At 35.9% G+C, this 13,548-nt stretch carries 15 protein-coding genes, 1 pseudogene and 1 riboswitch; of the genes and pseudogenes, 13 read left to right on the forward strand and 3 right to left on the reverse strand.

The window, feature by feature from the left end; all coding sequences use genetic code 11:
• Window positions 1-177: 177 nt before the first annotated feature.
• Both ACEWFH_RS03730 and ACEWFH_RS03735 read right to left on the reverse strand, forming a co-directional pair.
• A pseudogene (locus ACEWFH_RS03730) lies at window positions 178-497 on the reverse strand (helix-turn-helix domain-containing protein).
• Window positions 498-586: 89 nt separating this feature from the next.
• A complete protein-coding gene (locus ACEWFH_RS03735; RefSeq protein WP_473726158.1) occupies window positions 587-730 on the reverse strand; it encodes an anti-repressor SinI family protein in 144 nt (47 codons plus the stop codon).
• Between the two features lie 30 nt (window positions 731-760).
• A riboswitch (cyclic di-GMP riboswitch) is annotated at window positions 761-846 on the reverse strand.
• Window positions 847-1,054: 208 nt separating this feature from the next.
• On the opposite strand from ACEWFH_RS03735, the gene ACEWFH_RS03740 reads away from it, so the two are divergent.
• On the forward strand, window positions 1,055-2,029 hold the full coding sequence (locus tag ACEWFH_RS03740) for an NAD(P)H-dependent flavin oxidoreductase (protein ID WP_473726159.1): 975 nt from the start codon (window positions 1,055-1,057) through the stop codon (window positions 2,027-2,029).
• Window positions 2,030-2,310: 281 nt separating this feature from the next.
• Window positions 2,311-2,682 carry a hypothetical protein gene (locus ACEWFH_RS03745; protein ID WP_473726160.1) on the forward strand — a complete coding sequence of 124 codons (372 nt, stop codon included), beginning with the start codon at window positions 2,311-2,313 and terminating at the stop codon, window positions 2,680-2,682.
• A gap of 48 nt (window positions 2,683-2,730) precedes the next feature.
• On the opposite strand, the gene ACEWFH_RS03750 is transcribed toward ACEWFH_RS03745, so the two are convergent.
• Entirely contained in the window at window positions 2,731-3,234 is a 504-nt protein-coding gene (locus ACEWFH_RS03750; protein ID WP_473726161.1) for a DUF2628 domain-containing protein, read from the reverse strand.
• Between the two features lie 412 nt (window positions 3,235-3,646).
• On the opposite strand from ACEWFH_RS03750, the gene ACEWFH_RS03755 reads away from it, so the two are divergent.
• From ACEWFH_RS03755 to ACEWFH_RS03805, 11 genes are all read left to right on the forward strand, one after another.
• Complete coding sequence (locus tag ACEWFH_RS03755; protein ID WP_473726162.1) at window positions 3,647-4,876, forward strand: glycosyltransferase; 1,230 nt, start codon at window positions 3,647-3,649, stop codon at window positions 4,874-4,876.
• Window positions 4,873-6,252 carry a sugar phosphate nucleotidyltransferase gene (locus tag ACEWFH_RS03760; RefSeq protein ID WP_473726163.1) on the forward strand — a complete coding sequence of 460 codons (1,380 nt, stop codon included), beginning with the start codon at window positions 4,873-4,875 and terminating at the stop codon, window positions 6,250-6,252. The genes ACEWFH_RS03755 and ACEWFH_RS03760 overlap by 4 nt, the downstream gene beginning before the upstream one ends.
• Before the next feature lie 132 nt (window positions 6,253-6,384).
• Complete coding sequence (locus ACEWFH_RS03765) at window positions 6,385-7,215, forward strand: pectate lyase family protein (RefSeq protein WP_473726164.1); 831 nt, start codon at window positions 6,385-6,387, stop codon at window positions 7,213-7,215.
• Between the two features lie 48 nt (window positions 7,216-7,263).
• Window positions 7,264-8,193, forward strand: coding sequence for a hypothetical protein (locus ACEWFH_RS03770; protein ID WP_473726165.1), 930 nt, complete (start codon window positions 7,264-7,266; stop codon window positions 8,191-8,193).
• Window positions 8,194-8,333: 140 nt separating this feature from the next.
• Window positions 8,334-9,056, forward strand: a complete 723-nt coding sequence (locus ACEWFH_RS03775; protein WP_473726166.1) for a YveK family protein — start codon at window positions 8,334-8,336, stop codon at window positions 9,054-9,056.
• A 263-nt stretch (window positions 9,057-9,319) separates the two neighbouring features.
• Window positions 9,320-9,664, forward strand: a complete 345-nt coding sequence (locus ACEWFH_RS03780; protein WP_473726167.1) for a P-loop NTPase family protein — start codon at window positions 9,320-9,322, stop codon at window positions 9,662-9,664.
• Between the two features lie 14 nt (window positions 9,665-9,678).
• Complete coding sequence (locus ACEWFH_RS03785) at window positions 9,679-9,915, forward strand: oligosaccharide flippase family protein (RefSeq protein WP_473726168.1); 237 nt, start codon at window positions 9,679-9,681, stop codon at window positions 9,913-9,915.
• A 26-nt stretch (window positions 9,916-9,941) separates the two neighbouring features.
• Window positions 9,942-10,829: an oligosaccharide flippase family protein gene (locus ACEWFH_RS03790; protein ID WP_473726169.1), complete on the forward strand. Its 888-nt coding sequence runs from the start codon at window positions 9,942-9,944 to the stop codon at window positions 10,827-10,829.
• Window positions 10,826-11,140, forward strand: a complete 315-nt coding sequence (locus ACEWFH_RS03795) for a hypothetical protein (RefSeq protein ID WP_473726170.1) — start codon at window positions 10,826-10,828, stop codon at window positions 11,138-11,140. Before ACEWFH_RS03790 ends, ACEWFH_RS03795 begins: the two co-directional genes overlap by 4 nt.
• A gap of 570 nt (window positions 11,141-11,710) precedes the next feature.
• Window positions 11,711-12,373 (forward strand): O-antigen ligase family protein, encoded by a 663-nt coding sequence (locus ACEWFH_RS03800; RefSeq protein ID WP_473727202.1) that lies wholly within the window; start codon window positions 11,711-11,713, stop codon window positions 12,371-12,373.
• Window positions 12,370-13,467 carry a glycosyltransferase family 4 protein gene (locus ACEWFH_RS03805; protein ID WP_473726171.1) on the forward strand — a complete coding sequence of 366 codons (1,098 nt, stop codon included), beginning with the start codon at window positions 12,370-12,372 and terminating at the stop codon, window positions 13,465-13,467. The genes ACEWFH_RS03800 and ACEWFH_RS03805 overlap by 4 nt, the downstream gene beginning before the upstream one ends.
• The last annotated feature ends 81 nt before the right edge of the window (window positions 13,468-13,548 follow it).

Consider the following 13,548-nt stretch of genomic DNA (forward strand, 5'->3'; position numbering starts at 1 on the left):
GGCTAAAAAATAATAGACACCCAATTCATTTACCCTATTTAAATAATCATGAAACATATATTTTTCGACAAAGGGGTCTGACCCCAAACAAAGACAAATCTCTCTTTTGTCCATCCTACGAAGACAACCGATTAAATACATTAATACACGTAAAAACCACCCGATCATCTCGGGTGGTTAGTTTTGCTTGTTTTTCCATTTATTAAATTCTAAGAACTCTTTAAACTGCTCTTTGCTTACACCAGATCCCATGGCTTCTTTTACAAGATCCGCCCATTCTTGGTCTAAGTTTTTAGTGTCAACTTCAGGTTTTATCAAGTGGTCAACTGAAATATTCAAAACATCTGCAATCTTTTCCAGGAGCTGAATAGAAGGATTTTGTTGAATATTTCGTTCAAGTGCACTTATATATGATTTTGCTACCCCGCTTTATCAGCTAAAGCTGTAATGGAGAGCCCTTTTTCAGTGCGGTATTTTTTTACGCGTTCACCAATCATCATTTGCAATCCCCATTTAAGTAGTAATTTGCCTTTATTATATCTTTCTACATTAGGGAAGTAAATAAATTCTGTGACCTGTTTACTACTTAATTTCCTTGTAACTGATATTCATCCAAAGCTAATTGGGGATTCTTTAAAAAACTCATAATTTCTTCTTTAGTGAAACCCTGATCTCTCGCTTCTTTCATTAATTCAATCCACTCGTGATCTAACGCTAAAGTATTCTCCACTAAAAAATCCCTCCAGAAAGTATGTATTGTCCAGGTAACCCGGCGATCATAGCTAAATAGCTTTAGATCCGTGGCTTTGCGCCCATTTCTTTCGAATATGTTTGCCCTTGACTGAAGGATCATTAGGTATAAGTCCCTAACACTAATTGATTATATACAAGCCAATAAGAAAATGTTGTCAGAAAATGACTGTAATAAAAATGTAATATTAGAAAAGCATTTCTACCCCTACAAAAATGTTTTAGAGGATTGGAAAGGGATATGTGGAAGTTTTACATATAAAAAAACTGCTAACAATAAATTTTTTTGAAAGGATGAAGAAGTTTGTCTAATAAATTACCACTAAGTTTGTCGAATCACCTATGTTTACCTGTGATCAACGCCCCAATGTTTTTAGTTTCAAGTCCTGATATGGTTATTGAAAGCTGTAAGAACGGAATTATAGGCACGTTTCCATTATTAAATGCACGTACCTCTGAGCTATTAGAAAACTGGATGAAGCATATTTCAGAAGAACTCCACAAATCACAAACAGAAAATCCAACTGCTAAAATAGCACCTTGGGGAGTAAACTTAATCGTTCACCGTACCAATAAACGATTTGAAGAAGACTTAGAGCTCATTAAAAAGTATGAGCCACCTGTCGTTATTACGTCATTAGGGAATCCGAGTGATGTAGCTAAAATTGTTCACGAATATGGTGGTCTTGTGTTTTCAGACGTAATCTCCCTAGATCACGCTCGAAAAGCAGCAAAAACAGGCATCGACGGGTTGATCTTAGTCTGTAGCGGTGCTGGAGGCCATGGTGGTACATTAAATCCGTTTGCATTCTTAAAAGCCGTAAAAGAATTCTGGGATGGTATAACGATTCTAGCAGGAGCCATTTCTACTGGTGAAGAGATACTTGCAGGGAAAATTCTTGGAGCGGATCTCGTATATATGGGCACCCGTTTTATTGCGACACAAGAATCATCCGCCAGTGAAGAGTACCGTCAGATGTTAATTGACTCAACAATTGAGGATCTTGTTTATACAGACGCGATAAGCGGAATAAAAGGTAATTACCTGCTCCCATCATTACAAAAAGCAGGATTTGATATAGAAAACTTGATGAAAAAGGATTCTGTAGACCTTTCATTCTCAGAGTCTAAAGCAAAAGCATGGAAAGATATCTGGTCGGCTGGACAGGGAGTAGGAAGCGTTAAGAAAATTTCTACAATAAAAGAAGTTGTTGATGAACTAAAAGCTGAATATCAAAAAGCATTAACTACAAAAGAAGCGATTAGCACAATTAAGTAAAGGTTCTTTACAACTGAATCCCCCAAATCCACTGTTTATAAACGTGGATTTGGGGGATTTTTATATTGTATTTCTGAGGTGAACAAAATTAATGAATTTGTATTTGTATGGGGTCAGACCCCTTGTGAAGAAACTAGCAAATCACAAAAGCAAAGGAAAAAGAGGAGTACACACAAACAGGGCGAAAGTATAAGTAATATCTTTATGTAAATAAAACATGTAAACTAGACGAAATATCAATAGAAACAATAAATAATTAAATACTAAACGGAGGTGTTACCATGAATTTATTCTCATCCATTACCGAAGAAAGTTTTGACTACTTAATACGTGATTATGGATTTTCTGAACCGGTCGATACAGATGGGAGTTGGAAGACAACCTTCTTATATGCCAATGACCAACTTGAAATTGAAATAGAACTGAATTATCGGGATATGGATACGTTTGTATTCATGAGAAGGTTAGAACGTAAGGCAGAAGAGTGCTCAGATCGCATGCAGTTAGAAGAAATTATTAATGTAGAGCCAGTAAAAAGTAACGGAGATCAAACAACGATTGAACAGTTTGAAGAGGGAATCATCAAAAAGGCTGCATTATTAAAAAGCAACCTGGATCAGATCATCAATAAAACAGAGATAATATTCTCTTAAGTAGTGAAAGAGATAACGCCAAAAACATGGGGTTATCTCTTTTTTTAGTTATGAAAAACTGGTCATAAGAGTAACAATTGCGATATACCCAATAAACATTAGGAATGCTAAAAACACACCCATACGGCTTGTTCCTCCACGTTTGCGAATTTCGTGCATTTTTTCTTTTTCTCCTAAAGACAGTTGATTAATCTCGTTTATTTGTTTTTGGGCATGTCTTTTATAAAGGAGATTGCCACCAACTCCTAATGAGCCTGATAATGCGAATCCTAATGATCTGTCGATCGTAGAGCCTTCTATACCGAGTAATAAAACGATAATATCAATTGCTAGAAAAGCTAAAATAATAAAAAGTATGGGCTTAAACATCTTTCTGTAGCCGAGCCATAAAAATGTGAGGAAAAAAGCAGCCCAGTTCCAGCTGTTGTCTTTTTGCCATTTTTTCAAGTAAAATTCCTTTTTCTTTTCCCCTACAAATTCTTCAAGCTCCTCACTTACCCCTACATTACTCGTTAATGATTTAGAATCTGTATACCCTGTTTGAAAGTCCAATTTACATCTCCTTTCATTTTTCACGATAAAATCTACTAAATCACAAGTAATATTCCATAATATAGAAAATGATAAACTTGTTTTCGATAGAATTCTTTTAATTTCAACTGTACCAGATGATTCTTTTTCAGTTGTTGAACTCTAAAATTCTTTTAAAGCATTATATTTTTCCTGAGCAGAAGGTTTGTTCTTTATAGTCCAATATGAAAACACGAAACACCAGTTGTCTCTTATAGCAGTTTCTCTTACTGTTTGTTAAACCCCTTAAGTGAAAAGATAGAGTATGTTCTTAAAAATGAATAGAAACGTGTTCAAAAACCTTGCATTTAAGTTCAGTCCATTCTATAATCATAAAAAATGTTCTTTTTAATGAACAAAACGACTAGTATAAAAAACGACGGTAGGTGATTTCTTGAAGATATTATTTGTTTCACCTAGACTGCCTTATCCTCCAAAAAAGGGAGATCAATTGAGGGCTTATAACCAAATAAAGGGCTTAAAGTCTTTTGGTCACGAAGTTCATCTAATTTCCTTTGGCACTGAACCAACCATTCCTTATCCACTTCAGCAACTGTGCAGCGAGGTTTCTGTAGTGCCTTTTAGCAAGATGGAAGCTTTGAAGAATATGGTGATTGGATTGTTTAAGGACTGGCCTTTACAAACATCCCTCTACTATTCTCATGAACTTCTTCATGCCATAGAACAGGCTGTATCAAAGAATGATTATCACATTGTTCATCATCAACTCGTTCGTTTACTTCCTTATCAATCTTCTATTAAACATCTACCTAACGTAATTGATTTTGTCGATTCTATTTCTCTCAATCTTAATCGGTCAGCTCACATGAAAAAATCGCTGCTGAATCCTTTCATACACTGGGAAGCAAAAAACATACATAGAATGGAACAGTTAGCATGCTCTCGTTATGATGGAGGCATTTTTATCTCCGAAATCGATAAGAAGAACGTATCTTTGAACCACAGTACATTAACTACGATAGCAAATGGAGTAGACCTCGAGTATTTTACTTATCAGCATCAATTAACAAGCGAGAATAACTTAGTTTTTGTAGGTAATATGAGTTACGCTCCAAACCGGGAAGGGGTTAAATATTTTATCAAGCATATTTACCCTCTAATAAAAAGGAAGCGAGAAGATTTTACTTTTTATATAGTAGGTCGTAATCCAACTAAAGATCTTTTACGTCTTTGTGAAAAATATGAAAATATTATTGTAACTGGGGAAGTTGACGATGTTCGAAAATATCTTTGGAATGCTAAGCTTTTCGTTTGCCCACTTAAATCAGGTGCAGGGCTGCAGAACAAAGTGTTAGAAGCGATGGGATGCGGAATACCTGTCATTACCACTTCAATTGTTAACGATCCAATTCGGGCAAAAGACGGACGAGACATTGTTGTCCGTGATCGAGACGATGATATGGCTGAAACCATCGTTGAGTTACTTTCTGATTTCACCCAGCTGGAAAAGATACGTAAAGAAGCAAGAACATTTGTGGAAGAAAACTATCAATGGAAACGGTTGAATGAACAGTTGATAGAGTTCTATAAAAACACAATAAAAGGCAGCCGAAAACGAACCGATCTTGCAAAATTTGAAACGAAAGCTGGTGTGATTGGATGAAGCTGGTACTTTTGTCAGGAGGATCAGGAAAACGTTTATGGCCACTATCAAATGATGCACGTTCGAAGCAGTTTTTAAAAGTCTTAAAAGATGAGAATGGTATAAGCCAATCCATGATTCAGCGTGTTTGGAATCAATTAAAGAAAGCGAACCTAGAAGATTCTACACTTATCTCGACAAGCATTTCACAAATGGATATGATCATGAATCAGTTAGATCTTGTTAATAAAATCATAGTTGAGCCTGAACGGAGAGACACCTTTCCAGCTGTTTGTCTGGCAGCTTCTTATCTATATTCACAAAAGCTGACGGATCCGAATGAAGTAATGGTTGTCTTGCCTGTAGATCCTTATGTAGAGCAACAATTCTTCTCTAAAGTGAAGGAACTTGAAGAGACTCTTACACGATCAGGAGCAAACATTGCCTTAATGGGTGTGGAGCCAACCTTTCCGTCTGAAAAATACGGCTATATTATACCGAAAAAGACAAACAATACCCTTTGGAATGAAGTGATGTATTTTAAAGAGAAACCATCAAAGAACTTGGCTGAGGAATTTATAGAGCTTGGAGGTCTGTGGAACTGTGGGATATTTGCTTTTAGATTGAACTATATGATCTCTATATTGAATAACATGGGGTTGCCTACCAACTATGAAGATTTGCTGGCAAAGTATTCTCATATTCCTAAAGACAGTATGGATTACGCGGTTATAGAAAAAGAAGAGAATGTGGTTATGCTAAAGTACAAAGGGGATTGGAAGGATATTGGCACATGGAATACATTAACAGATGTAATGAACACAAATCAGTTAGGGAACGGAGTAATAAGTGAGGATTCAATAAATACTCATTTGATTAATGAACTTCATATACCCATTACTGTGATTGGAGGCTCAAACCTGGTTGTAGCAGCAAGCCCTGATGGAATATTAGTCTCTGATAAAGAAAAAAGTCCGTTGATTAAACAAATGTTACAAGGTGATGAGCAAAAACCGATGTATGAAGAACGAAGGTGGGGCTGGTATAAAACATTGGAACATATCAAACTGGATCAACAGAAAGAAGTGTTAACAAGAAGAATTGTCATAAACAAGGACAAGAACTTAAGTTACCACATGCATGTTCATAGACATGAAGTATGGACAGTCATTAAGGGAGAAGGAGAGTTTGTACTGAACGGAGTCATCAAGAAAGTAACAGCAGGAGACATACTTGAAATACCTCCAAAAGCTACACACAGCATAAAGGCGGTAAAAGATCTGGAAATCATTGAAATTCAGACAGGTTCGAAATTAATAGAAGATGACAAACTGTGTGTATCTATGGACTGGGAAGATCTCGTTCGTCAATATATTAAAACAACAATTGTGATTTAACCCAAAACGAAGTTGCACATAAGCATGTAACGTCATATCTTATAGTATCTATTAAGCTTGTCTTATCTTTGGAAGAGGCATGATTTAATAGAGTGACAAGCAGTAAAGCTTGTTAGGAAAGGTATGATAGTCATGACAATCCTAGCGGATAACTTTAAAGGTGCGAATGATACAGCAACTGTTCAGGCGGCCATTGATTATGCTTTTGCTAATAAAGGTTCAAAAACGGTTCTTCTCTCAGAGCGAGATTATACCATTACGAGTAAGATCGTCATTAAGGAAGGCATCCAATTGCTGTTTGGTTACGCTTCACGCTTTGTGATTTATGGTAATTTCCGAGTATTGGAACTACAAAAAAATGCTTCCTTAGAAGGTGCGTATATTGCGATTGATGATGTCAACTTCAATTCGCAGGTCATCTGCCTTGACGGAAAATACAAGTATTACAACACGTGGAATAAAACCAAGATAAAAGATATTAATATTGTAAACTGGAGCGGCAGTTACAAAGGAACTGGATTGCACCTTTATTCGAACGGAACAGGTCACGAGATTTCATTTGTTAATTTTGAAAACATAAACATTGCGGGATTAAATACAGCTATTCGACTACAGAGTGTTAAACCAGCTTCAGGGTACAGCTGGATCAATGCAAATCGTTTTACCGATGTGTCTATTGATGATTGTGTGCAAGGAATCGTTTTTATCTCAAGTGAAAGTATTCCTAATGAATGCAGCGGGAATTTCTTTATGAACATACAAATACAGCCATCTGCTAAAACAGTTAAATTATTGACCATATCAGGACAGTACAATGAATTTCATGGTATGGCATGGGATCTATCACAAGTAAAAAATAATACGCTAGTAGAGTTCACTTCCCAAAGCTCCTATAACCAAATAAGCATTAGAAGCATCCCAGCATCTCGCATCGTAGATAACGGAAGGTTCAATGTAAAGTGAATAGTTAGAAACTCCAATCACTTGGAGTTTTTTAATTGGGGGTTTTACATGTTTAAAAAAATAGCAGCCGCATGTTTGATCTCAGCTCTCTTGGCAGCTGCACTAACGTTAGTCGCTCAAAAGATGTTCAATCAGTCGATGAGTTTGGAGAGCCATGGGGAAGATGCGAAAGATGATACTAAAGTTATTCAACATGCGATTAATGAAAGTTACAAAAATAAAGGGGGAATGGTTAAGTTACCAGGCAACAAACAGTATGTAATCCGATCAGGCTTAATCATAAGAGAAGGGGTAACCTTAGAGCTCGGACAAAATACTAAAATTCTAGTCGATGGGGACTTTAGAGCAATCCAACTAGAAAAAAATGCTTCGATCGTAAATGGGATACTAGAAGTCGTCAATCCTAGTTTTAAGTCAGAAGTGATTTATTTAGATGGAGAGCACCAATTCTGGTCCTGGGAACGAACTACTGTTCACAATCTATCCATCATCAATTCAAGCGGTTCACATAAAGGAACAGCAATTTCTCTTTATGCAAAAGGAAAAGAAAATTTTATAAGCTTTGTAAATTTTACAGACAATAAAGCAGCTGGTTTTAATACGGGAATTAAAATGACGGTTGATCATGAGGGGAAAAAAGAAGGGCAGAGTTGGATTAACGGAAATCGTTTTGTAAACCTGACATTAGATGATTGCGTAAATTTTATTGTCATCGACTCATCTGTAACGATCCCGAATGAAAGTTCAGGCAACCAGTTTACGGGGTTACAGATTCAGCTATCTAAAATATCCAAAACTATCATAAAGGTAAGCGGATCATACAATACGTTTCAAGGAATGGTTTGGGATCAGCACCTGTTAGGAAATCAAAATCGTGTTGTCCACTTTACTCAAGAATCTGCAAATAACAAGTTGGATATGAATATTGATGTTTTTTCTATTTTGGATGAAGGAGTTAAAAATCGTAATGAAGAATAGTGAATTAAGATTGTTCTTAAAAATGAACAACGAGCGTTCATTTTATAAGATAAAAGCTAACAACCCTTTTAAAAATAACATTAACTCTTTTTTTGACTAATCAGTTCATTATTTAGAACAAAATTTTGAGGAGGTTAATGATGGAACAGGGAATAGATTTGAAAAAATTTCTTCAAATTTTAAAAAATAGAGCCATTACGATAATCGTAACCACCTTGTTTATTACGGCTATAGCCGTAATAGCCACGATCTATTTTGTAAAGCCTTCCTATGAAGCAACAGAATATATCATTGTGGGTAAAGAGCAAAACGAAAACAGCTATACAGAAAACCAGGAACTCATCCGAATACTGGCATCCGCTGTTGATTTAATAAAAAGCCCCATTGTCCTTAATGCTGTAAAGGCTGAACTAGACAATCAAGACAGTCTTAAAGAGCTAGAGGAAAAAATATCCGTACAAAACAATAAAGATTCTCAAATTATTCACATCGTGATCAAAGAATCAGATCCTGAACGCTCAAAACAAATAGCATATGTTGTTGGAAATGTTTCTGTTCAAAAATTAAATGATTTATTAAATGTAAAAAATCTAAAAATAGTCAGCAAGTCAGAATCGGATATTTCAGTTAAACAAGTTGGCGATCCTCTATTCAACATTGCAATCGGATTATTTGTAGGTTTATTTCTCGGAATAGGTATAGGGGTGCTAAAAGAGCATTTAGATCAATCCGTTCAGGATGCTACTGAGCTAGAACGAATGCTCGGACTACCTGTTTTAGGAAACGTACATGTAAAAAGAAAAGAAAAAAGGTTGATACAGTATCAATCATTACAAAGAGGTGAAATCAGTGTTAAGTTCTAAAAAAATTCAGTATCAAAATTTAGTCAAAGATCAGAGGAAGTTAGGATGTTAAGAAGCAACATTGAAAAACAAATGGAAGATACTGAATCTAAAGCTTTGATGATAACCTCACCTAAAGGCTCATCGCATCACATCTGTATCTCGTCACAATTAGCAATTTCTTTTGCAGAACAAGGAAAAAAGTCTTACTCGTAGACGCTAATCTAAGGACTCCAACCCTGCATACGTATTTTAATACGCCTAATACAAAAGGTTTTTCGGATGTGCTTTTACATGGAGATAATGTATTCTTACACGCTCGTAATGATTATCTAAAGGGGCTATCCATTCTTACTGCAGGTAACTTATACAATACACCTTTTGACTTTTGGATCAACCAGAAGATTCACCATGTCGTAACGAACTGGAAAGAGCGATTTGATTTGGTCTTGTTTCATGCTCCAAGCTATTTAGAGATCTCCGATGCTCAAGTATTAGCCAATCAGTGTGATGGAGTTCTGTTAGTCGTTCAGAAAGGGAGAACAAAAATAGAAGACGTTGCAACTGCTAAACAGCAGATTAACCGATCCAAAAAACCCATACTTGGGGTGATCTATCAAACGGGATAGAAAGGTGTTTGTACATGAAAGAAGTTAAAGCCAATTCCATTTCCAAAAATATCTTTCACCTTTTTTATAGTACGGCAGGTGCGAGTTTCCTTAATGCTTTTGTTCTTATCTACTTAGCCTCTTATCTGGAAGCCTATCATTATGGGATGTTTAGCGTTGCATTGGCGTCAGCCATGGTAATGGGGTATTTCACGGATGCAGGTCTAACAGAGATTGCAATAAGAGAGGGTTCAAAAAAGATGCTGGACTAAGCGCCATATTAGCTTCTTATATAAAAGTGAGAGCACTTCTCCTTTTTGTTACTTTAGCAGCTGGAGCGAGTTACATTACCTTTTTTTATGCTGAAAATGAAGAACTCACAAGAATTGGTTTTTACTTATCAATCCCTATGGTTACGGGTCTAGCCTTACAAGGAATCGGCACCATGTTCTTTCAGCTGATTCAGAAAATGCAATACATCGGTTTTATTAAGATGTTTACCTCTTTGCTCCTGATTTGTACGCTTGCCATAAGTATCTTATTTTCCCTTTCACCAGTCATTGTTTGTCTGATGTATGGCCTTTCCTATTGTGTGGCTGGTATTTTTTCAATCTTGTTAGTTACAAGTCATATTTCTATTCGCTTGAATGTTCCTTTTTTGCCTGGTTTCTTAAAAAATTTTACTTCTTTTATGTTTAGCGGGTTGTTATTTATCCTAAGCCCTCAATTAGGTCCGATTATTCTAGAAAAAACATTAACGCTAAAAGAAGTTGGATTGTTTGCGGTAGCATATCGCATCCCACAAGCATTACAGCAGTTGCCACTAATTGCTGCTGGTGCTTTCAGACCTGTAATGTTTAATCACTTTCATAACCAAAAGATAGAGCAGCATGTAACGTTAAATGTAACACTCATTAAGTTGATGGCGATTTTGGGAATGATTATTACAATTCCTCTCTACTATCTAGCGGATGAATTCATTCTTCAATTATTTGGTGAGAGCTGGATTCCTTCTTCAGAAGCTTTAAAGATCTTATCACTGCTTATATTAATACAAGCCGTAGGGATTGGATTAGCTGATGGGCTTACAACGAGGGGTTGCAGACGTATCGAACGGGTGTGCAACTATTTTCAGTACTTGTGGGTATTGTTGTTTATATCCTGTTCAGCAGTATGTATGGAGTGACGGGTGGGGCGTATGCAGGTCTTTCAGTAGAAATCATCGCTCTTATTGGATATTGTATTTTTCTTCCACAAAGAAAAACAATCGCTTTTCATTCCTTTGTGCCATATTTACTTTACTTTGGTTTGTTTCTGACTTTTTGTTCCTTAATCATGATCAATCATCCTTATATGGCTGCATTTACCCATCTATTAGGTGTTGCCGTTCTATTATTTTTGGATAAAGAAATGAAGGGAAAGTTAATCGTGCTGTTCCGTCAGTTGAGCTCGAAAATCAAGATGAAGGAGAGGGTGGAAGATGTCATCGATAAGTAAACAAGAAGGCTTTCGCCTACGTTTATTTTTACTTTTTCTCCTCGTCTTTTTAGGAAAGTATAGTCTGGATGTTGGGTTTGCATTAAAGCCGTATATGATGTTTTTAGTTCTTTTTTATCTGATACATCTATCGAGACTACATTTTTACAAACTTCAATTATTTGAGTGCAGTATGCTTTTGTTCTATTTGGTTTATTGCCTGTCTGGCATATTCGCGTTATACAGCACGGTGAGTTTGCGGATTATATGTGGAATTACTCTTTACTTATGCTGCTATTTTTTAATGAAGAGTTTGATCAGTTCTTCCCCAGAAATTCATATTGAACGTTCACTGTCGTACGCAGGTATTGTATTTAATATAGGAAGTTTATTTTTATATTTTCTGGGGCTGAAAAAGTTAAACTTCGTTTTACAAGGTGATGGTGTCTATTCACTAGGAGTTTTCATGGATCGTGAATACCCTCGACTGATAGGCTTAGTCGCAGACCCGAATTATCTGGTATTCAATAATACTCTTTTTTCACTTACTTCTTATGCAACCTCAACACACTGCGAAACCGAATCGGATTAATCTTATGCATTTTAACGAGTTTACTTTCTTTTTCTAGAGGAGGAATAGTAGCATTTATTGTTATTTTCTTTTTATATGTTTTCATCGTAAATCATCCCATGAAACAACTTAAACTTTTAACGGGTGCATTTCTTTCCATTGTTGTTTCTTTATATGTAGCTATTACCATATTTCAATTCAACATTTATGGTGTAATCCAGTCTCGCATACAAGACTTTTCCAATGATGGAGGCAGTGGAAGATTCGAGTTATGGGACAGAGCCTGGCGTTATTTTGCAGAGAGTCCATGGGTGGGAGTAGGGGCATCGAACTTTCTTCCGTACAATCAATTTCAATTCGGTGATTCATTACAAGTGCATAATACTCTTTTAGAAATACTATCAGAAACAGGCGTTGTCGGAACGTTTTGTTTTTTACTCTTTCTGTTACTTACGATTTATCAGTTGTTTCAACATAGAGTCTATCGCAAGAAACCCTACTTATTTTTAGCCTTTTTTGGCTTTCTTTTGCAGATGATATCGCTATCCGTAATTATAAATGACTTGTTCTTTATGTATTTAGCTGTTCTTTCCGTATATTTTCACCAAGAAGATCAAGTGGTGTTAAAACGGAAAGAGATTCATTTAATAGAAAAATACTCGCGAGGAGGTGTCAGTCTGTGAATGTTCTTTTAATGACAGATAAGCTAACAACAGGTGGAGCCGAGATTTATTTTTGCAAACTGGAAAACAATCTTCCCCACGAAAAAGTGAAGGTGTATACGGCTGCAGGAGGAGGGGAGCTCTACAAACAAATTAAACACAAAGATCGATATCTAGAGCTAAGTAAATCAAATCATCTATTAAACTTCTGGAGAATAAGGAAACTTATTTGCAGCAAAGAAATGGATATTATCCATGCTAACAGCTTAAGAGTAGTATTATTGCTTATTTTAATTAGATTGACGATCTCTCACTCTTTTCAGTGTATTTACACAAAACATAATGTAACCCTATTAGAGAAACAGGTTCCTGACCTTTTTGTTTTTTTGTTAAATAAATTTGTTACTAAAATAATCACTGTAAGTAACTTTGAAAGAAACAACTTGATCGAATTAGGAGTTCACCCACAAAACATAGCGACAATCCATAATGGAGTAGACTTAAAACAATTTCAATATCAAGATAAACGACCGGAACAGATATTTAAGGTCGGAATTTTAGCAAGAATTTCTGAAGAAAAAAATCATGCTCTTTTTTTAGAGATTGCAAATCGATTAAGTCATCATACGAATATTGAATTTTACGTAGCGGGTGATGGGCCTGACTTTCAAAAAGTGAAGGATCAAATAAAAAACTCAAATTTAGAGCATAAAGTTAAATTGTTAGGAAATCTAGAAAAGCCTGAGAATTTTATAAAAGAGATGGACGTCCTATTACTAACGTCAAAGAGAGAAGTCTTTCCGATGGTAGTAATAGAAGCGATGGCTGTAGGTACACCCATGATTACCATCGATCAGGGTGGGATTAGGGAGGCTATTATTAACAACGAGACTGGGATACTGATTCCATCACATTCAGTAGATATGTTCTGTACGAAAATAATAGAACTTCAAGAGAACAAATACTTTCGCTTAGCGCTCACACGAAAGGCAAGATACAAAGTGATGCGGGAATTCTCATTAAATCATATGATATCAAAAACGTACGAGGAATACGAAAGGTATAATTTTTTTAAATCAGTATTCTTTATTAAGAACAATTACGATTGTTTATAGAACAAAAGAGAGATGGAGAGGTGTTATATCGTGCTCAGGAACTATAAAGGCCGTTTCTATTTCCTTACGATGGGAGTAATA

It is taken from the genome of Fictibacillus sp. EA-CB0309, assembly GCF_055814265.1.

Coding starts and splice junctions, on each gene's coding strand:
- ACEWFH_RS03745 (WP_473726160.1), top strand. CDS start 2,311: ATGAATTTATTCTCATCCATTACCGAAGAAAGTTTTGACTACTTAATA.
- ACEWFH_RS03760 (WP_473726163.1), top strand. CDS start 4,873: ATGAAGCTGGTACTTTTGTCAGGAGGATCAGGAAAACGTTTATGGCCA.
- ACEWFH_RS03765 (WP_473726164.1), top strand. CDS start 6,385: ATGACAATCCTAGCGGATAACTTTAAAGGTGCGAATGATACAGCAACT.
- ACEWFH_RS03770 (WP_473726165.1), top strand. CDS start 7,264: ATGTTTAAAAAAATAGCAGCCGCATGTTTGATCTCAGCTCTCTTGGCA.
- ACEWFH_RS03775 (WP_473726166.1), top strand. CDS start 8,334: ATGGAACAGGGAATAGATTTGAAAAAATTTCTTCAAATTTTAAAAAAT.
- ACEWFH_RS03785 (WP_473726168.1), top strand. CDS start 9,679: ATGAAAGAAGTTAAAGCCAATTCCATTTCCAAAAATATCTTTCACCTT.